Origin of the sequence: Micromonospora sp. NPDC047074 (genome assembly GCF_040643815.1) — a bacterium.
Lineage (GTDB): Bacteria > Actinomycetota > Actinomycetes > Mycobacteriales > Micromonosporaceae > Micromonospora.
Genome location: NZ_JBEYVB010000019.1, coordinates 73,590 through 92,691 on the forward strand (window position 1 = coordinate 73,590; position 19,102 = coordinate 92,691).

Below are 19,102 nucleotides of genomic sequence, written 5' to 3' on the forward strand. Positions count from 1 at the left end.
GTCACCCGGGCGCAACCCGCCCAGGCATCGCTGGACCGGCCGTATCCGGTGCCCGAAATCGTGATCAGTATCGGCCGCGCTGGGTGAACCGGTCCCGCTCGGGGTCGTCGCCCCGGTAGCCCCGGCCGCCGCCGGGCGCCTGGCCGTAGCCGCGACCGCCCTCGGGGCCGTCGTCGCGCCGCCGGACCGGCCGCTGCTGGCCCCGGGGATCCGGTTCGCCGCCCCGACGCGGCGGCTCCGCCCGGCCCCCGCCGTAGACACCGCCGCCGCCGGGCTGGCCACCGCCGCCGTAGACGCCACCACCGGGGTGCCCGCCCCCCTGGCGTCCGCCGCCGCCCTGACGCCCGCCACCACCGCCCTGACGCCCACCGGCCGGGCCGCCGCCAGCCGGGCGATTGCCGCCGTAGACACCCGCCCCGCCACCGCCACCGCCGCCGGCCGGGCGGGCACCACCGTAGACGCCGCCGCCAGCCGGGCGGCCTCCACCGGGGGCCCCACGGCCGGCCGGTGCGGCACCGCCACGCCCGCCGCCAGCCGGGCCGCCGTACACCCCGCCGCCATCCGCGCCGCCGTACATCCCGCCGGCCGGTGCACCTCCGTAGCCGCCCCGCGCCCGGTCACCCGGCGGCAGGAAGCCGTCGTCGGCCGGGCCGCGGAGGTCGTCGGCGGGGGCATCGTCCCGGCCGGGGCCGTCGCCGCCGGAAGGCCGCTTGCGCCGGGACCGGAGGATGCCGGTGATGCCGGCCGCCACCATCAGCGCGCCGACCACACCCACGGCGGCGATCAGGTACGTGATGTCGTCCAGGCTCAGACCGTCGAGCCAGGACTGCTCGGCCTTCTTCGCGGCGCCGCCCCCGCCGGCCACCGGCTTGGCCCCTTCGGTGGACGGCACGTAGCTGAGGATGTCGATCGCGTCGCCCTCGTCGAGCTGACCGCCGTCCGAGACAGTGATGAAGGTCTTGCCGTCCGGGGTGTAGGCGATCGCCTCACCGAACGGGTCGGCAAGCGCCGTCACCCGTGGCTTGCCGGTGGTCAGCGCCGCCACGATGTCGCCACCGGCCACGTCGTACTCGAAGGCGTCGGCGTACGTGCGCAGGACGACCCGGGAGCCGTCAGGGGACCTGGCCGCCCCGGTGACAGCGACCCGGCCGGGGGCGCCGAGCCGGTTGTCGGTGTCCGTCGCCGGCAGGGCGATCTCGCCGACCTTCTTCATCGGCACGGCCGGGGTGTCCCCGCTCTTCATCTTCTCGGCGGGGGTGAAGATCTGGGCCTTACCCGACATCACCTTGGTGATGATCAGGGGATTGCCGTCGTCGCCGATGAGCAGTGCCTCGGCGTCGTGCGGCTTGCCCCCGGGGTAGGAAAGGCGGTGCAGCACCGGCCGCTTGGACCCGCTGACCGGCATGCTCCACAGCGCCACCCGCTCGCGCCGGTCGCGGCTGGTGACGTTGTCGCCGGTGTCGGCGATCCAGAGGGTCTTGCCGTCCGGGGAGAGCGCCAGGTCCTCCGTGTCGAACGGGCCGTCGGCCGAGTAACGGACCGGCTCCTTCGAGACCGCGCACTTGGTGTCGAGGAAGAAGACGCGCTTGCGGCTCTCCACCTCGGTGCCGTCGTTGATCACGATGTAGCCGGTCTTGGTGGCCACCAGGCCGGACAGCTCCCGCAGCCGCTCGTCGGTCACCGTGCACCGCTTCTTGCCCTGCGCGGCCGTGAGCGGGGACGAGGCCGAGGCGGGCGTCGCCAGGACGACCCCGGTACACGCCACGGTCGCCCCCAGCAAGCCGAGGGCGACCGTGACCGAAGAAACAGCGCGGCGCATGTAATCAGTGTCGCATGCCGGACGTTTCCGCCGGGTGACGCGGGACGCCGTCACCGCGCGCCCGCGACCGCCTGGTCCTCCCGGGCCCGGAACGGTGCCAGCTCGGCGGCGAGCCCCTCGCCGACCCGGACGTGCAGCAGGGTGCCCTCCGGCAGGTGGGAGGTGCTCAGCACCTCGCCCTGACGGTGCACCCGGGCCACCAGATCACCCCGGTCGTACGGCAGCACGGCCCGGATCTCCACCGCCGGGCGGGGCAGCCGCCCCTCGATCGCCTCGCGCAGCCCGTCGAGCCCGCGCCCGGTGTGGGCGGAGACGAAGACGGCGTCCGGCCAGAGCCGCTTGAGCCGCAGCAGCGTCTCCTCGTCGGCCGCGTCGGTCTTGTTGACCACCAGCAGCTCGGGCAGCCGATCGGCGCCCACCTCGGCGAGCACCTCGTGCACCGCGCGGACCTGCTCCTCCGGATCCGGGTGGGTGCCGTCGACGACGTGCACCAGCAGGTCGGCCTCGGCGACCTCCTCCAGGGTCGAGCGGAACGCCTCGACGATCTGGTGCGGCAGGTGCCGGACGAACCCGACAGTGTCGGAGAGGGTGTAGAGCCGCCCGTCGGCCGTGGTGGCCTTGCGGGTCGTCGGGTCGAGGGTGGCGAAGAGCGCGTCCTCGACCAGCACGCCCGCCCCGGTCAGCCGGTTGAGCAGGCTCGACTTGCCGGCATTGGTGTAGCCGGCGATGGCCACGGCGGGCACGGCGTTGCGGGACCGGCGGGCGCGCTTGGTCTGGCGTACGGTCCGCATGGCCTTGATCTCCCGGCGCAGCCGGGCGATGCGGTGGCGGATCCGGCGCCGGTCGGTCTCCAGCTTGGTCTCACCGGGACCGCGCACACCCACGCCGCCGCCGGCGCCGCCGCCGCGACCGCTACCACCGGTCTGCCGCGAGAGGGTCTCGCCCCAACCGCGCAGGCGCGGCAGGAGGTATTCGAGCTGGGCCAGCTCGACCTGCGCCCGGCCCTCCTTGCTCTTGGCGTGCTGGGCGAAGATGTCGAGGATCAGCGCCGTGCGGTCGACCACCTTGACCTTGATCCGCTGCTCCAGGTTGCGCAGCTGGGACGGCGACAGCTCACCGTCGCAGATCACCGTGTCGGCGCCGCTGGAGAGCACGACCGACCCGAGGTCGTCGACCTTGCCCCGCCCGATGTAGGTGGCCGGGTCGGGTCGGCTGCGCCGCTGGATCAGCCCCTCGAGCACCTGCGAGCCGGCGGTCTCCGCCAGCGCGGCCAGTTCGGTGAGGGAGTTGTCGGCGTCGGTCTGCGTACCCTCGGTCCAGACGCCGACGAGGACGACGCGTTCCAGGCGAAGCTGGCGGTACTCGACCTCGGTGACGTCGGCGAGTTCGGTGGAGAGGCCGGGGACCCGCCGCAGCGCCTGCCGCTCCGACAGCTCGAACTCACCGGTGGTGACGTCGAGCTCGTCGTCCTCGTAGGGAAGATGGGTCTCCTGGTTGTGCAAGCCGGTCTCCTGTCCGTTCTGTCACGTACCGAGCAATCCTGACATGTGCCAACGCGGAACGCACCCGCTATATGCCCGCCGCGGTTTGCCACAAAAGTGGGGGCGGATGCCCGGCACGCCGGCCGGGGCGAGTAGAAATGCGGGGCGAGCCGTTCAGCGTCGACGGAGGGATCCCGTGGCCATCACCCGACTTCCAAGTGCCGGATTCTCGATCACCATCCGGATCGCCGTGCCCGCGGACGCGTCCTCGATCGGCCGGCTGACCACCTCCGTGGGTGAGGCCGGGGCGATCGTCACGGCGCTGGACGTGGTGGACTCCGACCCGACCCACGTGCTCGTCGACCTGACCTGCGACACCGCCGACGCCAGCCACGCCGACCAGGTGGTCGACGCGCTCACCGCGCTCGACGGCGTGGACGTGCGCAAGGTCTCCGACCGGACGTTCCTCCTGCACCTCGGCGGCAAGATCGAGGTCAGCTCGAAGGTGGCGCTGCGCAACCGCGACGAGCTGTCCCGGGCGTACACCCCGGGGGTGGCGCGGGTCTGCATGGCGATCGCGGAGAACCCGGCCGACGCCCGCCGGCTGACCATCAAGCGCAACACCGTGGCCGTGGTCAGCGACGGCTCGGCCGTGCTGGGCCTGGGCAACCTCGGGCCGGCCGCGTCGCTGCCGGTGATGGAGGGCAAGGCGGCGCTGTTCAAGCGCTTCGGCGGCGTGGACGCCTGGCCGGTGGTCCTGGACACCCAGGACACCGACGAGATCGTGCAGATCGTCAAGGCGATCGCCCCGGCGTACGGCGGGATCAACCTGGAGGACATCGCCGCACCCCGCTGCTTCGAGATCGAGGCCCGGCTGCGCGAGGCGCTGGACATCCCGGTCTTCCACGACGACCAGCACGGCACCGCGATCTGCGTGCTGGCCGCGCTGACCAACGCGCTGCGCGTCGTGGGCAAGCAACTCGCGGACGTCCGGGTGGTGGTCTCGGGCGCGGGCGCGGCCGGCACCGCGATCATGAAGCTGCTGCTGCGCCAGGGCGTGGGCGACATCATCGCGTACGACCGCCAGGGCGCCCTGCACCGCGGCCAGACCGGGCTCAACTCGGCCTGGCAGTGGCTGGCCGAGCACACCAACAAGGACAACTACACCGGCGACCTGGCCGGGGCGGTGAACGGCGCGGACGTCTTCATCGGGGTGAGCGCGCCGAACCTGCTCACCGGGGACGACATCGCCACGATGGCCAAGGACGCGATCGTCTTCGCGCTCGCCAACCCCGACCCGGAAGTCGACCCGCGGGAGGCGCGCAAGTACGCCGCCGTGGTCGCCACCGGTCGCTCCGACCAGCCGAACCAGATCAACAACGTGCTCGCCTTCCCGGGCGTGTTCCGGGGCATGCTGGACGCGCACGCCGAGGAGTTCACCGAGGAGATGGCGATCGCGGCGGCCCGGGCCATCGCGGACGTGGTCGGCGAGGAAAAGATCAATCCGACGGTGATCGTGCCCAGCGTCTTCGACTCCCGGGTCGCCCCGGCGGTCGCTGCGGCGGTCCGCGCCGCCGCCCAGAACCCGGCCCCGGCCCCCGCCGCCGACCCCGGCCCGGCCGACCTCCCCGAGCTCGCCGCCGAAGCCTCCGCCACCCCCTGACACCCCGCCCTCCACGGCGCTGACGGCTGCGTCGGGCCGCTGCCGCCCTCCGCCGAACGCTGCCGGCGCCACGGTGCACTGTCGGCGCTGCGGCGCACTGCCCCGGCGCCGATCTTGCACTTCCTGCCCGGACGTTCCCGGCCGAAGCGGACAACTTGTCGGCCAAAAGTGCAAGATCGCGGGGCGGGCGAAGGTGGGACGGGCGAGGGCCGGGCGGGACGGCGAGGGACGGGACGGCGCCGGTGGACGGCGGTCGGGCGCTGCCGTCCGCTCCGCTGCGCCCCCGCCACACCCCGTGACGATACCGATTTGATCATGAGGTTGTTACCCTCGGAAACCGCTCTCCCCGACAAGCAACTTCATGATCAACGCGGGATGCGGTGGATGCGGTGGGTGGGTGGCACCACGTGCACGCTTGAACGTCGCACGCGGCCCTCCTGCCCCAAGTGCACGCCTGCTTCCTCGGCGGACGCGTCCTGCCAGCGGAAAAAGTCCCACGAACTCCGTCACCCGCTGCGGCGGATCCTGATTGTTGGCAGGTGAGCTGTTCTGGTGGCGGCGTGTCGGCCAACTGAAGTGCCAACGATCAGGGCCAAGGGGCGGGGGGCGGGGCCAAGGGGCGGGGCGGAGTCAGAGGGGCGGGCGAGGTGGGGCGGGGCGGGGAGCGCCGCGGGCGGGGTGGGTCAGGGGTCAGGGGTGGGGGGTGAGGGCGGTGGGGTCGATGGTGCCGGTGGCTATCAGGACGGCGGGGCCAGCCAGCCAGCAGGAGTCCTCGGTCACCGTGACCGAGAGGCGGCCGCCGGGGACGTCCACCGCGATCACGCCGGTGTCCCGGCCGGCGTCCCGCAGGGCCACCGCGGCCACCGCGCAGGCGCCGGTGCCGCAGGACAGCGTCTCGGCGGAACCCCGCTCGTAGACCCGCATCAGCACGTGCCCGTCAGCGCCGTCGACCGGCTCGCCCGACGCGGTGAACTCCACGTTCACCCCGGAAGGGAAGGCCGCCGGGTCGACGTCGGGGGCCCGGGTGAGGTCCAGTCCGGTCAGCTCCAGCCCGGCCGGGAGCGCGCAGACCAGGTGCGGGTTGCCCACGTCCACCGCGGTGCCGGGCAGGGTGAGCCCGCCGAGGCTGGCGGTCGAGGTGTCGTACAGCCGGGGGCGGCGCATCTCGACGGCGATGGCGTCGGCGGTGACCAGCGCGCGCACGACGCCGGCCCGGGTGGCCACCGGCAGCGCTTCGCCCGCGCCAGCGGCCTCAGCAGCACCACTCGCGGCCGGCTCGGCCAGCCCGGTGGCGACCAGGTAGCGCACGAACACCCGCGCGCCGTTGCCGCACATCTCCGCGAACGAGCCGTCGGCGTTCCAGTAGTCCATGAACCACTCCGCCTCGCCGGAGAGGTCGACGCCCTCGGGGTGCTTCGCCGCCCGGACCACCCGCAGCACGCCGTCGCCGCCGATCCCGCGTCGCCTGTCGCAGAGGGCCGCGACCAGCCCGGGGGTCAGGTCGAGCCGGTTGTCCGGGTCGGGGAGGATGACGAAGTCGTTGCCGGTGCCGTGGCCCTTGGTGAACTGCACGCCCCCATCATCGCGCAGCGGCGGGCAGCAGGCGCAGGGCGGCCGGGATCAGCTCCGGATCCGCCGAGTCCAGCCAGTGGATCCGCGGGTCGCGGCGGAACCAGGACCGCTGCCGCCGGACGAAACGCCGGGTGGCCCGCACGGTCTCGTCGCGCGCCTCGGCCTCGGTCAGCTCCCCGGCGAGGTGCCGCAGCACCTGCTGGTAGCCGAGCGCCCGGCTGGCCGTACGGCTGTCGGCCAGGCCGTGCCCGACCAGTTCGCGGGTCTCGTCGACCAGGCCGGCGGCCCACATCCGGTCCACCCGCAGGGCGATCCGCTCGTCGAGCAGCGCGGTGTCCAGGTCCACGCCGAGCTGCACGCTGGGGTAGTACGGCGTCGGGCCGGGCAGCCCGGCGGTGAACGGCGCCCCGGTCAGCTCGATGACCTCCAGGGCACGGACGATCCGCCGGCCGTTGCCGGGCAGGATCCCCGCCGCGGCGGCCGGGTCCGCCTCCCGCAGCCGGGCGTACAGGGGGGCGGGGCCCACCTCGGCCAGCTCGCGTTCCAGCCGCTCGCGTACCGCCGGGTCGGTGCCGGGGAACTCGAAGCGCTCCAGCACCGCCCGCACGTAGAGCCCGGAGCCACCGACCAGCAGCGGCACCCGGCCCCGGGCCAGGATCTCGTCGACCGCCGCGCGGGCCAGCCGCTGGAATTCCGCGACGCTCGCCGGCTCGGTGACGTCCCAGATGTCCAGCAGGTGGTGCGGCACCCCCTCCCGCTCGGCCGGGGTGAGCTTGGCGGTGCCGACGTCCAGGCCCCGGTAGAGCTGCATCGAGTCGGCGTTGACCACCTCGCCGTCGAGGGCGTGCGCGAGGGCGACGCTCAACGCCGACTTGCCCGCCGCGGTGGGTCCGACCACCGCGACCACCGTGCCGGCCGCCGGGCGCCCGCTGGCGGTGTCGCCCAGCCTGCCGCCGGCGCCCCGTGCCGGAGAGTCGCCGGGCACGGTGGTGACCGGGTGAGCCGGGGTGCGGCCGGCGGGCCCGGTCACGCCGGCTCCCAGGTCGCGACGAGGTAGGTCACGCCGTAGGGGGCCGCGGCGTGGTGCAGCTCGCCACGCCAGGCGCCGCCCGTCGCGCGTACGGCGCCGGCCAGCACCTGCCAGGGCGCCCGGCCGGCGACCCGCAGCTCCGCCGACAGCGCCGGGTCCAGGCCGAGCAGGGCGTCGGCGTCCGCACCGGCCAGGGCCCGGGCGACCCCCTCGTCGTACGGCCGGGCGCGCGGGTCGTCGTAGCCGGGCGCCTTCTCGCCCCGGCAGGCCGACCCGTCCCCCAGCACCAGCAGGGCGGTCCGGCCCTCGGCGCGCCGGGCCAGCTCCGCGCCGAGGGCGGCGCACTCCTCGCCGGTGGCGTCGGCGGCCACCGCCTCGGCGAACCGGGGCAGGTCGGTGCCCGTCCGGCCGAGCAGCCACGCGCCGACGGTCAGGCTCAGCGGCAGCCGTACGCCCCCGGCGCAGTTGACCTTCCAGAGCCGGACGTCCCGGTCCACCCCGTACGGGCGCAGGGAGCCCTGGTCGGCGGCGTTGAAGCGGACGGTCTCCGGCCCGCCGCCGACCAGCAGGAACTGATCGGGTTCGGCGGCGAGCAGCCGGGCCAGGGCCACGTCGCAGGCGGCGCGGAGGTCGTCCAGCTCGCTGGCGGCGGCACCGGCCACCTCGGGCACGAGCAGGGGCGGATGCGGGCAGACTGCGGCGGCGACCAGTGGCACCCGTCCACCGTAGCGGGACACCCCGGTGCGTCCCCGCGCCGATCCGGTCGTTCGGGCACTAGGACACCGTATGGTCACGGTCGGCGATAGGCGCTCGACGGGAACGGGGTCGCACCTGTGACAATGCCGGGAGAAACTTTGCTGCGCCGTGGCGGCGATCGTGGGACTCCTCCCCGACGCCGGGAGAACGAGGATGGGCACATGAGCGACTGGACTGCCTTCGGACGGGTGGACGCGGACGGCACCGTGTACGTCAAGACCGCCGACGGCGAGCGGGTGGTCGGATCCTGGCAGGCGGGAGCGCCCGAGGAGGGGCTGGCCCACTTCGCCCGCCGTTTCGACGACCTGGTTACCGAGGTCAACCTGACGGAGGCCCGGCTCAACTCGGGCGCCGCCGACGCGGGCCACTCACTGAGCACGATCCGGCGGATCCGCGCCTCGCTGGCCGAGGCGCACGTCGTCGGCGACATCGACGCGCTGGCCGCGCGGCTCGACCGGCTCGCCACGGTCGCCGAGGAGAAGGCCGGCGAGGCCAAGGCGGCCCGGGACGCCGCCCGGGGCGAGGCGCTCGCCCGCAAGCAGGCCCTGGTGGACGAGGCGGAGAAGCTCGCCGCCGAGTCGACGGGCTGGAAGACCGCCGGGGACCGGCTCAAGGAGATCCTCGACGAGTGGAAGACCATCCGCGGGGTCGACAAGAAGACCGACGGTGAGCTGTGGAAGCGCTTCGCCGCCGCGCGGGACGGGTTCACCCGCCGCCGGGGCGCCCACTTCGCCTCCCTCGACGCGCAGCGCAAGCAGGCGCAGACCGCCAAGGAGGAGCTGGTCGCCGAGGCGGAAAAGATCAAGGACTCCACCGAGTGGGCGGCCACCGCCAACCAGCTCAAGGACCTGATGAACCAGTGGAAGGCCGCGCCCCGCGCCTCGAAGGAGGCGGAGCAGAAGCTCTGGGAGCGGTTCCGCGCCGCGCAGGACGAGTTCTTCACCCGGCGCAGCGAGGTCTTCTCGGCGCGGGACAACGAGCAGCGGGCCAACCTGGAGCGTAAGCAGGCGCTGCTCGCCGAGGCCGAGGCGCTGGACGTCGACGGTGACCCGAAGGGCGCGCAGGCCAAGCTGCGGGAGATCCAGGCGCAGTGGCACGAGGCCGGTCGGGTGCCCCGGGAGGCGGCGGCCGGGCTGGAGCGCCGGCTGCGCGTCATCGACGAGAAGGTCCGCGAGGTGATGGACTCCGCGTGGCGGCGGACCACCAAGGAGGACAACCCGCTGCTCGCCCAGATGCGGGCGCAGGTCGCCGAGGCCGAGGAGCGGCTGTCCCGGGCCCAGGCGGCCGGGGACGCCCGGCGGGTGAAGGAGGCCGAGCAGGCACTGGCCTCCAAGCGGCAGTTCCTCCAGCTCGCCGAGCAGGCCGGCTGAGCTGAGCTGAGCTGAGTCACCACGGGAGCCCCCGGTCCGCCACGGACCGGGGGCTTCCGCGTGTGTGCGTGGCCCGCCGGCCCGCGCCGGGTCGCGGGCGGTTGACGCATCGAGGTGGGCTGATCAGAATGAGCGGCGGAGCCAGGTCCGGCACCGGCGCGAGGGCGCCGACGGCGCGCAGCGCGCCGTCGGGGGGCGCCGGTGGTGTCCGCGAGCGGCCGCATCCCGCGTGGCACGTCCCGTCGCGCACTGTCCGCGTACCCCCTGGGGAGCGTGACGGCCGTCGCCCGGTTCCCGCCCGCGCCGCCGGTGGCGGCGGCGGGCAACTCGAAGTGGAGCTCGCATGTACCGACGCAGCGCCCTCGGCGGCGCGATCACCGCGCTCGCCACCGTCGCGGCCGGCATCCTCGTCGCCGCCGCCGCCAGCACCGCCCCGGCCGCCGCCGCCACCGCCGGCACCGGCACCGGCTACCTGCACACCAACGGCAACAAGATCGTCGACAGCACCGGCGCGACGGTACGGATCACCGGCATCAACTGGTTCGGCATGGAGACCGACAACAAGACCTTCCACGGGTTGTGGTCCACCAATCCGTGGAAGGGGCAGATCGACAAGATGGCCAGCCTCGGCTACAACACGCTGCGTGTGCCGTACTCGAACGACGCCCTGAAGCCGGGCGCCACGGCCAGCGGCATCAACGACTTCGTCAACCCGGACCTGGTCGGGCTCTCCCCGTTGCAGATCCTCGACAAGGTGATCGACTACGCCGGCGGCAAGGGGATGCGGGTCATCCTGGACCGGCACCGGCCGACGGCGGCCGGCCAGTCGCCGCTCTGGTACACCCCGACGGTCTCCGAGGCGACCTGGATCAACGACTGGAAGATGCTCGCCCAGCGGTACGCCGGCAACACCACGGTGATCGGGGCGGACCTGCACAACGAGCCGCACGCCGAGGGCACCAACCCGGCGGCCACCGGCGCCTGCTGGGGCTGCGGCGACCCGGCCCGGGACTGGCGGCTGGCCGCCGAGCGGGCCGGCAACGCGATCCTGTCGGTGCAGCCGAACTGGCTGATCTTCGTGGAGGGGGTGAGCTGCCCGAGCGGCGGTCTCTCCAACGTCTGGGACGGCGACCCGAGCAACGACGAGGACTGCGGCTGGTGGGGTGGCAACCTGACGAAGGCCAAGGACTTCCCCGTCCGGCTCGACGTGCCGAACCGCCTGGTCTACTCGCCGCACGAGTACGCCACCTCGGTCTTCGAGCAGAACTGGTTCAAGTCCCCCGACTTTCCCGCGAACCTGCCGGGCATCTGGGACAAGTACTGGGGCTACCTCCACAAGCAGAACATCGCGCCGATCATGATGGGCGAGTTCGGCAGCACCCTGGCGGACCCCCGGGACAAGGTGTGGCTGGAGAAGCTGATGGCCTACACCGGCACCGGGGTCGACGGGATGTCCTTCACCTACTGGTCGTGGAACCCGAACTCGGGTGACACCGGGGGCATCGCGCTCGACGACTGGACGAACATCAACACCACCAAGCAGGCCATCCTCCAGCCGTACCTGATCGCGCCGGTCGGCGGCGGCGGTCCCACCGGTACGCCGACGGTGAGCCCGACCTCGTCGCCGCCGCCGGCCGGTGGCTGCACCGCCGCGTACCGGCAGGTCAACGCGTGGCAGGGCGGCTTCCAGGGGGAGTTGACGGTGACGAACACCGGCACGGGGACGGTCAACCCGTGGCAGGTCACCTGGGCCTGGCCGGCCGGGGTGACCCTGGCCAGCGGCTGGAACGCCACGGTGACCCAGTCCGGCAGCACGGTGACGGCCGCGGCCCCGACCTGGGCAGGCGCGCTGGCGCCGGGGGCCTCGGTGACCGTCGGCTTCACCGCCAACGGCACGGCCTCGGCCCCGGGCACGGTGCGGCTGAACGGCGTCGCCTGCTGATCCACCTCTGAAGATCGGCGGCCGCCCGCTCAGGGTGGCCGCCGATCTTCGTGCGTGGGGGCGGCCGGATCTCCGTCTGACAGCCTCGAACGCACCGGCCGGGGCCGCCACGCGGTCCCGGCCGGTCGCGGGTCAGTGCGCGGCGCAGCCCGTCGTCGGCGCGGGCGCCGCGGCCGGCGCGCCGATCGTGGGCAGTCCGAGCAGCACCCCGGGCGTACGCGGCGCACGCCCCGCCTCGGCCGCGTCGCCGGCCCGGGTGCGCCGGTGCGACAGGGGCTCGCCGTCGGCGTTGAGGTGGTGCGGGGCGGCGTAGGTGACCGTGGTGTGCACGATGTCGCCGGGGCGGATCCGCCCGGCGGGGGAACCCGCGTCGCCCGGCTGGCCGGTCGCGCCGGTCGCGCCGTGCTGGCCGGTCGCACCGTGCTGGCCGGTCGCGCCGGTCGCGAAGTGGACCAGGCGGCCGTCGCGGGCGCGGCCGGACATCCGGCCGGTGCGCTCGTCCTTGCGTCCCTCGCCGACCGCCACCAGCACCTCGACGGTCTCCCCCACGAGCCGCTTGTTCTCCGCCCAGGTGATCTCCTCCACGCAGGCGATCAGCCGCTCGTAGCGCTCCTGCACGACCTGCTTGGGCAACTGGCCGTCCATCGTCGCGGCCGGGGTGCCGGGGCGCTTCGAGTACTGGAAGGTGAACGCGGAGGAGAACCGGGCCTCGCGCACCACGTCGAGGGTGCGCTCGAAGTCGGCGTCGGTCTCGCCGGGGAAGCCGACGATGATGTCCGTGGTGATCGCCGCGTCCGGCATCGCCGCCCGGACCTTTTCGATGATGCCCAGGTAGCGGTCGGACCGGTACGAGCGGCGCATGGCGCGCAGCACGTCGTCGGAGCCCGACTGGAGCGGCATGTGCAGCGAGTGGCAGACGTTCGGCGTCTCGGCCATCGCGGCGATCACGTCGTCGGTGAAGTCCTTCGGGTGCGGGCTGGTGAACCGGACCCGCTCCAGCCCGTCGATGTCGCCGCAGGCGCGCAGCAGCTTGCCGAAGGCGAGCCGGTCGCCGAACTCGACGCCGTAGGAGTTCACGTTCTGCCCGAGCAGGGTCACCTCCAGCACGCCCTCGTCGACCAGGGCACGGACCTCGGAGAGGATGTCGCCGGGGCGGCGGTCCTTCTCCCTGCCCCGCAAAGAGGGCACGATGCAGAATGTGCAGGTGTTGTTGCAGCCGACGGAGATCGACACCCAGCCGGCGTACGTCGACTCGCGCCGGGTCGGCAGCGTCGAGGGGAACACGTCGAGGGATTCGAGGATCTCCACCTCGGCGGCGGCGTTGTGCCGGGCCCGTTCCAGCAGCACCGGCAGCGACCCGATGTTGTGCGTGCCGAACACCACGTCCACCCAGGGGGCCTTGCGGACGATCTCGCCCCGGTCCTTCTGGGCCAGGCAGCCGCCGACGGCGATCTGCATCCCCGGGTGCCGGGCCTTGACGGGGCGCAGGTGACCGAGGTTGCCGTAGAGCCGGTTGTCGGCGTTCTCCCGGACGGCGCAGGTGTTGAACACCACCACGTCCGGGTTGTCGTCGGCCCCGGCGGCGCGCACGTAACCCGCCTGTTCCAGCAGGCCGGAGATGCGCTCGGAGTCGTGCACGTTCATCTGGCAGCCGTAGGTGCGCACCTCGTAGGTGCGCGGGCTGCTCGCCGCTGCGGTAGTCATGACCCGGACAGCGTATCCGGGCCCACCCCACGGATCGAACGAGGAGGAGCCATGTGCCGGAGCATCAAGACCCTGCGTGAGCCGTACACCGCCGAGGTGACCACGGCCGACGTCGACGCCGCGGCGTTGCAGTACGTCCGCAAGATCTCGGGTTTCCGCAAGCCCGCCGCCCACAACGCCGCGGCCTTCGACGCGGCGGTGGCCGCGGTCGCCGCGGCCACCGCGACCCTGCTGGCAGAGCTGGAGGTACGCGGGGGCCGCGCCGCCAGCCCGGCGAGCTGACCTCGCCGCCGCCCGGCCCCGGTCAGGCGGCGGCGAGCGCGGGGAGCACCGAGTCCGGCGCCCAGCGCGAGCGGTGGCACTGCGACCAGCCGCGGCAGCGGGGATCCGCCTCGGTGCAGAGGCGCTGGTTGGCGAGCAGCTCGCCGTCGTCGGTCTCCCGGACGTCGAAGTGCACCGGCCGGATCGTGCCGTCGGGCGCGACGAGCAGGTGCCGCCCGGCGTCGAGCGTGTCGTCGCGCAGCAGGCAGTTGCGCTTCAGCAGCCGCGCCAGCGCGGCGATGCTGCCGTGCTCGGAAAGCTGCTCGGGCACCCCGTAGCAGTCCACTATCGTGGCGAACTCCCCCGGCGCCTGCCAGACGTCGCAGATGACCGCGTACGTCGGCAGCCGGGCGGGGTCCGCCGCCGCCAGGGGCATCACCACCCGGCCGAGCGCCTCGGCCAGTGCCGGATAGACCTCCACCGGCCGCGCGTGGTCGATTCTCCAGTTCCACAGCTCGGTCATGCCGCCTCCTCGCTGTGCTCGTTCCACCGGCCTCCGGATCGGGCCTTACTGACGATGGTGGGGGGCATATGACCTCAGCCGGGGGCAAGTTACCGGTCTGTGACCATTCCGGGCAAAATTTCCTCCGACCCATCGCTCCGAGTAGCGGAAAGGTGACAGTTTATCGGGTACGGTGCCCCACCTCACCCCCACCCCTCACCCGCACCCCCGCGAGGCTGCCGCCCCCGCGAGGCTGCCGCCCCCCGCGATCTTGCACTTTGTGCCCCGACAAGCCGGGCAAAGGCCGCGACTCGCGGGCCAAAAGTGCAAGATCGCGGGGGCGGGGGTGAGGGCGGGGGTGGGGGTGGGGGTGAGGGCGGGGGTGGGGGTGGGGGTGAGGGCGGGGCGTTCGGTCTCAGCGCACGACGATGCGGTGTTCCCCGGCCGGCAGCAGCTCGCCGATCACGGTGGCGCCCGGCAGTTCGCCGGCGACCAGCAGGCCGCCGGAGGTCTGGGCGTCGGCCAGCAGCAGTCGATCCTCCTCGGCCACGCCGCCGAAGTCGGTCCACGGGGTCACCCAGTCCAGGTTGCGCCGGCTGCCGCCACTGACGTGACCGTCGCGCACCGCCTGCCGCGCACCGTCGAGGTAGGGCACCCGGGCCGCGTCGATCGCCACCGTCAACCGGCTCGCCCGGGCCAGCTTGGAGGCGTGCCCGAGCAGACCGAAGCCGGTGACGTCGGTGCCGCAGCGGACGCCGGCCGCCACCGCGGCCCGCGCCGCCTCCCGGTTGAGGGTGGTCATCGCGGCGACCGCCTCGGGGAAGCTCTCCCCGGTGGCCTTGTGCCGGGTGTTCAGCACCCCGACGCCGAGCGGCTTGGTCAGCGACAGCGGCAGGCCGGCCCGGCCCGCGTCCAGCGTGATCAGCTCCTCGGGGCGGACCACGCCGGTGACGGCCAGCCCGTACTTGGGGCCGTCGTCGTCGACGCTGTGGCCACCGGCGAGGTGGCAACCGGCGTCGCGGGCCACGTCCTGCCCGCCGCGCAGCACCTCCCGGGCCAGCTCCAGCGGCAGCACGTCGCGCGGCCAGCAGAGCAGGTTGAGCGCGACGAGGGGGGTGCCACCCATGGCGTACACGTCGGAGAGGGCGTTGGTCGCGGCGATGCGCCCCCAGTCGTACGCGTCGTCGACCACCGGGGTGAAGAAGTCTGCGGTGGTGACCAGACCCGTGCGCTCGTCGAGCCGGACCACCGCGGCGTCGTCGCCGTGGTCGAGCCCGACGAGCAGCTCGGCGGTGCCGGTGGCCGGGCCGAGCCCGGCGACCATCGCTTCCAGCTCGCCGGGGGGAATCTTGCACGCGCAGCCGCCACCCCGGGCATACCGGGTCAGCCGTACCGGTTCGGTCATCCGGATATGATCTCCGCAGTGCCCTACCGAACGCCACCCACACCGCCCCGGATCGCGGTCAGAATCGGACTCTTGACCCTGATCTGAAGTGGTGTTATCGCTCCGTGACCAACTGAGTTGCCTCCCGCCACATCACCCCGCCTACAGTTGCCGCACCGGGGGTCATCCGACCCCGCGCGACGACAGGGACGGTGAACGACGTGACGACGGGCGAACCGCTCATCGTGCTGGACTCGGTCAACAAGTGGTTCGGGCCGCTGCACGTGCTGGACGACGTCTCGCTGTCGGTCGGCCGCGGCGAGGTGGTCGTGGTGATCGGCCCGTCGGGCTCCGGCAAGTCGACGCTGTGCCGCACCATCAACCGCCTCGAACCGATCAGCTCCGGCACGATCACCTTCGACGGGCAGCCGCTGCCGGCCGAGGGCAAGGCGCTGGCGAAGCTGCGCAGCGAGGTCGGCATGGTGTTCCAGTCGTTCAACCTCTTCGCGCACAAGACGATCCTCGAGAACGTCACCCTCGGCCCGGTCAAGGTCCGCAAGGAGAAGCCGGCGGCGGCGCGCGAGCGTGGGCTGGCCCTGCTGGACCGGGTGGGCATCGCCAACCAGGCCGACAAGTTCCCGGCCCAGCTCTCCGGCGGCCAGCAGCAGCGGGTGGCGATCGCCCGGGCGCTGGCCATGCAGCCCAAGGCGATGCTCTTCGACGAGCCGACCAGCGCGCTGGACCCGGAGATGGTCGGCGAGGTGCTGGACGTGATGACGTCGCTGGCCCGCGAGGGCATGACCATGGTCGTGGTCACCCACGAGATGGGCTTCGCCCGGCACGCGGCGAACCGGGTCATCTTCATGGCCGACGGTCAACTGGTCGAGGACGCGCCGCCGGCCGAGTTCTTCGCCAACCCGCGCAGCGAGCGGGCCAAGGACTTCCTCTCCAAGATCCTCACGCACTAGGCGTCCGTACCTGGAGCGCGCCGTCCCCCGGCGGTTCCGTCCAAGAAGGAGATGAACATGCGTATCACGCGCGTAGCGGCGCTCGCGGCGGCCGCCACCCTGGCGCTCGGCCTGACCGCCTGTGGCGGCGACGACGCCGACGAGGGCACCGGCGCCGGCAGCAAGTCCTTCGCCGCCGGCAGCACGATGGAGCGCCTCAACAAGGCCCAGGCCATCAAGATCGGCACCAAGTTCGACCAGCCCGGCTTCGGCCAGAAGGGCCTGTCCGGCAAGCCGGAGGGCTTCGACGTCGAGGTCGCGAAGATCATCGTCAAGGAGCTCGGCATCCCCGAGGACAAGATCGAGTGGGTCGAGGCCCCCTCGAAGGTCCGCGAGGACGTGATCGTGAACGGCACGGTCGACCTGGTCGCCGCCACCTACACGATCAACGACAAGCGCAAGGAGCGCATCGCGTTCGCCGGGCCCTACTACGAGGCCGGCCAGAACATCATGGTCAAGAAGGACGACGCCGCCATCACCGGGCCGGACTCGTTCAAGGACGGCACCAAGAAGGTCTGCTCGGTCACCGGCTCCACGCCGGCCGAGGAGATCAAGAAGCACGTCAAGGACGTCGCCACCCAGCTGGTGCTCTTCGACACCTACGACAAGTGCCGCGACGCCCTCAAGGGCGGCCAGGTCGACGCCGTCACCACGGACAACGTGATCCTGCTCGGCTACATCGCCAAGGACGAGGCGTCGTTCAAGCTGGCCGGCGACAACTTCACCAAGGAGCCGTACGGCCTCGGGGTGAAGAAGGAGGACACCGACTTCCGCAACTTCGTCAACGACACGCTGGAGAAGGCGTTCGCCGACGGCAGCTGGAAGAAGGCCTGGGACGACACCGCCGGCAAGTTCGGTGCCGAGCTGGGTTCCGCGCCGACCGTCAACCGCTACTGAGCTGAAGCCTTGATCTGGAGGGTGGGGAGGAAGACCGACCCGTGAGTGTGCTCATCGACAAGTTCGACGTCTTCGCGGGTGGTTTCTGGCTCACCCTCCAGATCTGCGTACTCGCCGCGATCGGCGCCCTGATCCTGGGCGCCATCGTGGCGGTGCTGCGGATCTCCCCGGTGCCGCCGCTGCGGGCGCTCGGCACCGGCTACGTCAACATCTTCCGCAACATGCCGCTGACCGTGGTGATGTTCTTCGCCGCGTTCGGCCTGCCGGCACTCGGCTCCAACGCCGACTTCCTGCGCGTCCCCGGCCTGGACGCGGTGTTCAGCCGGCTCGACACGGACCTGCCGTACTTCCGGTTCGCGCTGATCGCGCTGGTGCTCTACACGGCGGCGTTCGTCTGCGAGGCGCTGCGCTCCGGGGTGAACGCCGTGCCCGCCGGCCAGGCGGAGGCCGCCCGGTCGCTGGGGCTGACCTTCGGCCAGAACCTGCGCTACGTGGTGCTGCCGCAGTCCTGGAAGGCCTCGGTGGTGCCGCTCGGGTCGGTGATCATCGCGATGATCAAGAACTCCGCCCTGGTCGGCTTCTTCGGGGTGGTCGGCGACCTCTCGCAGACCGCCGACCAGCTGACCTCGGCCGAGGGCTACGCCTTCGTCCCCGTCGCCATCGGCATCTCGATCGGATACCTGATCATGACCGTCCCCCTCGGCGCACTCCTCGACCGGATCGAGAAGCGGCAGGCGGTGGCCCGATGAGCCAGCAGAGCGTCCTCTACGACGTCCCCGGCCCCCGCCAGCGCCGGCTCACCCTGATCGGCAGCGCGGTCGCGACCGTACTGCTGCTCGTCGGCGCGTACTTCCTGATCTACCGGCCGCTGAACGACAAGGGCCAGTTCTCGATGGAGCTGTGGGGGCCGCTGATCGATCCCTCCAACGAGAACTTCTCGCTGGTGTGGAAGCGGATCGGCACCGGCTTCAAGAACACGCTGACCGCCGCCGCCCTGGCGATCGTCTGCTCGCTGGTGGTCGGCACCCTGCTCGCGGTGCTGCGGATCCAGCTCAAGAGCCTGACCCGGCGCCGGTTCACCGGGTTCGCCACGCCGCTGGCGTACCTGCTGCGCGGGCTGAGCCTGTTCCTGTCGGGCCTCACCCGGGTCTGCGTCGAGGTGTTCCGGGGCCTGCCCGTGGTCATCACGATCTTCTTCGTGGCCCGCGGCTTCCCCGAGTTCGGCGTCTCGTTCGACACCCTGTGGTACCTGGTCATCGGCCTGACCATCTACAACTCGGTGGTGATCGCCGAGATCCTCCGCTCCGGCATGGAGGGCCTGCCCGGCGGGCAGGCTGAGGCGGCCTCCGCGATCGGTCTCTCCCCGTCGCAGACCACCCGGATGATCCTGCTGCCGCAGGCGTTCCGGATCATGCTGCCGGCGCTGATCAGCCAGCTCGTGGTGGTACTCAAGGACACCTCGCTCGGCTTCATCATCAGCTACGAGGAGACCCTGAACATCGGCAAGCAGATCATCGGCGCGCTGGACAACCCGATCCAGGTCTACATCGTGATCGCGGTGCTGTTCATCCTGGTGAACTACTCGCTGTCGAAGCTGGCCCAGTACGTCCAGCACCGGCTCTCCCGGGGCCGCAAGACCGCCGGTACCCCGGCCCAGAACCCACCCCCGGCGGCGCTCACCGCGCAGGCGGAGGGCACCGGCGCCGCCTGATCC

At 72.6% G+C, this 19,102-nt stretch carries 16 protein-coding genes; 8 read left to right on the forward strand and 8 right to left on the reverse strand.

Going from position 1 to position 19,102, the window contains the following annotated elements; all coding sequences use genetic code 11:
* Positions 1-64 precede the first annotated feature (64 nt).
* Positions 65-1,819, reverse strand: a complete 1,755-nt coding sequence (locus tag ABZ809_RS22045; protein ID WP_357564444.1) for a hypothetical protein — start codon at positions 1,817-1,819, stop codon at positions 65-67.
* A 50-nt stretch (positions 1,820-1,869) separates the two neighbouring features.
* Positions 1,870-3,321: a GTPase HflX gene (gene hflX, locus ABZ809_RS22050; RefSeq protein WP_357564445.1), complete on the reverse strand. Its 1,452-nt coding sequence runs from the start codon at positions 3,319-3,321 to the stop codon at positions 1,870-1,872.
* A gap of 175 nt (positions 3,322-3,496) precedes the next feature.
* On the opposite strand from hflX, the gene ABZ809_RS22055 reads away from it, so the two are divergent.
* Entirely contained in the window at positions 3,497-4,963 is a 1,467-nt protein-coding gene (locus ABZ809_RS22055) for an NAD-dependent malic enzyme (RefSeq protein WP_357564446.1), read from the forward strand.
* Positions 4,964-5,653: 690 nt separating this feature from the next.
* Here the strand turns inward: ABZ809_RS22055 and dapF are convergent.
* From dapF to ABZ809_RS22070, 3 genes are all read right to left on the reverse strand, one after another.
* Positions 5,654-6,535: a diaminopimelate epimerase gene (gene dapF / locus ABZ809_RS22060; RefSeq protein WP_357564447.1), complete on the reverse strand. Its 882-nt coding sequence runs from the start codon at positions 6,533-6,535 to the stop codon at positions 5,654-5,656.
* Positions 6,536-6,542: 7 nt separating this feature from the next.
* Entirely contained in the window at positions 6,543-7,481 is a 939-nt protein-coding gene (gene miaA / locus ABZ809_RS22065) for a tRNA (adenosine(37)-N6)-dimethylallyltransferase MiaA (protein WP_357564482.1), read from the reverse strand.
* Between the two features lie 80 nt (positions 7,482-7,561).
* The gene (locus tag ABZ809_RS22070; RefSeq protein WP_357564448.1) at positions 7,562-8,281 is read right to left on the reverse strand and encodes a hypothetical protein; all 720 of its coding nucleotides are present in this window, start codon (positions 8,279-8,281) and stop codon (positions 7,562-7,564) included.
* 201 nt (positions 8,282-8,482) lie between these two features.
* Between ABZ809_RS22070 and ABZ809_RS22075 the strand changes: the two genes are divergently transcribed.
* Complete coding sequence (locus ABZ809_RS22075; protein WP_357564449.1) at positions 8,483-9,691, forward strand: DUF349 domain-containing protein; 1,209 nt, start codon at positions 8,483-8,485, stop codon at positions 9,689-9,691.
* Between the two features lie 343 nt (positions 9,692-10,034).
* Positions 10,035-11,633 carry a cellulase family glycosylhydrolase gene (locus ABZ809_RS22080; RefSeq protein ID WP_357564450.1) on the forward strand — a complete coding sequence of 533 codons (1,599 nt, stop codon included), beginning with the start codon at positions 10,035-10,037 and terminating at the stop codon, positions 11,631-11,633.
* Between the two features lie 132 nt (positions 11,634-11,765).
* On the opposite strand, the gene miaB is transcribed toward ABZ809_RS22080, so the two are convergent.
* Positions 11,766-13,337, reverse strand: a complete 1,572-nt coding sequence (gene miaB / locus ABZ809_RS22085) for a tRNA (N6-isopentenyl adenosine(37)-C2)-methylthiotransferase MiaB (RefSeq protein WP_357564451.1) — start codon at positions 13,335-13,337, stop codon at positions 11,766-11,768.
* Positions 13,338-13,388: 51 nt separating this feature from the next.
* Here miaB and ABZ809_RS22090 point away from each other — a divergent pair, with 51 nt between their 5' ends.
* Positions 13,389-13,619, forward strand: coding sequence for a DUF2277 family protein (locus tag ABZ809_RS22090; protein WP_357564452.1), 231 nt, complete (start codon positions 13,389-13,391; stop codon positions 13,617-13,619).
* A gap of 22 nt (positions 13,620-13,641) precedes the next feature.
* Here the strand turns inward: ABZ809_RS22090 and ABZ809_RS22095 are convergent, their stop codons facing one another.
* The gene (locus ABZ809_RS22095) at positions 13,642-14,121 is read right to left on the reverse strand and encodes a hypothetical protein (RefSeq protein ID WP_357564453.1); all 480 of its coding nucleotides are present in this window, start codon (positions 14,119-14,121) and stop codon (positions 13,642-13,644) included.
* A gap of 394 nt (positions 14,122-14,515) precedes the next feature.
* The gene (gene selD / locus ABZ809_RS22100; protein ID WP_357564454.1) at positions 14,516-15,505 is read right to left on the reverse strand and encodes a selenide, water dikinase SelD; all 990 of its coding nucleotides are present in this window, start codon (positions 15,503-15,505) and stop codon (positions 14,516-14,518) included.
* A 191-nt stretch (positions 15,506-15,696) separates the two neighbouring features.
* On the opposite strand from selD, the gene ABZ809_RS22105 reads away from it, so the two are divergent.
* From ABZ809_RS22105 to ABZ809_RS22120, 4 genes are read left to right on the forward strand one after another with little or no spacing between them, the layout of a single operon-like run.
* Positions 15,697-16,452, forward strand: coding sequence for an amino acid ABC transporter ATP-binding protein (locus ABZ809_RS22105; RefSeq protein ID WP_091620503.1), 756 nt, complete (start codon positions 15,697-15,699; stop codon positions 16,450-16,452).
* Between the two features lie 57 nt (positions 16,453-16,509).
* On the forward strand, positions 16,510-17,388 hold the full coding sequence (locus ABZ809_RS22110) for a glutamate ABC transporter substrate-binding protein (protein ID WP_357564455.1): 879 nt from the start codon (positions 16,510-16,512) through the stop codon (positions 17,386-17,388).
* Between the two features lie 41 nt (positions 17,389-17,429).
* Positions 17,430-18,137 (forward strand): amino acid ABC transporter permease, encoded by a 708-nt coding sequence (locus tag ABZ809_RS22115; protein ID WP_357564456.1) that lies wholly within the window; start codon positions 17,430-17,432, stop codon positions 18,135-18,137.
* Entirely contained in the window at positions 18,134-19,099 is a 966-nt protein-coding gene (locus tag ABZ809_RS22120; protein ID WP_357564457.1) for an amino acid ABC transporter permease, read from the forward strand. Before ABZ809_RS22115 ends, ABZ809_RS22120 begins: the two co-directional genes overlap by 4 nt.
* Positions 19,100-19,102: the final 3 nt, after the last annotated feature.

What these genes read in the sequence shown, in the direction of transcription:
- ABZ809_RS22120 (WP_357564457.1), top strand. Translation starts at nt 18,134, where the DNA reads ATGAGCCAGCAGAGCGTCCTCTACGACGTCCCCGGCCCCCGCCAGCGC.
- ABZ809_RS22075 (WP_357564449.1), top strand. Translation starts at nt 8,483, where the DNA reads ATGAGCGACTGGACTGCCTTCGGACGGGTGGACGCGGACGGCACCGTG.
- ABZ809_RS22080 (WP_357564450.1), top strand. Translation starts at nt 10,035, where the DNA reads ATGTACCGACGCAGCGCCCTCGGCGGCGCGATCACCGCGCTCGCCACC.
- ABZ809_RS22095 (WP_357564453.1), bottom strand. Translation starts at nt 14,121, where the DNA reads ATGACCGAGCTGTGGAACTGGAGAATCGACCACGCGCGGCCGGTGGAG.
- selD (WP_357564454.1), bottom strand. Translation starts at nt 15,505, where the DNA reads ATGACCGAACCGGTACGGCTGACCCGGTATGCCCGGGGTGGCGGCTGC.
- miaB (WP_357564451.1), bottom strand. Translation starts at nt 13,337, where the DNA reads ATGACTACCGCAGCGGCGAGCAGCCCGCGCACCTACGAGGTGCGCACC.
- ABZ809_RS22045 (WP_357564444.1), bottom strand. Translation starts at nt 1,819, where the DNA reads ATGCGCCGCGCTGTTTCTTCGGTCACGGTCGCCCTCGGCTTGCTGGGG.
- ABZ809_RS22090 (WP_357564452.1), top strand. Translation starts at nt 13,389, where the DNA reads ATGTGCCGGAGCATCAAGACCCTGCGTGAGCCGTACACCGCCGAGGTG.
- ABZ809_RS22110 (WP_357564455.1), top strand. Translation starts at nt 16,510, where the DNA reads ATGCGTATCACGCGCGTAGCGGCGCTCGCGGCGGCCGCCACCCTGGCG.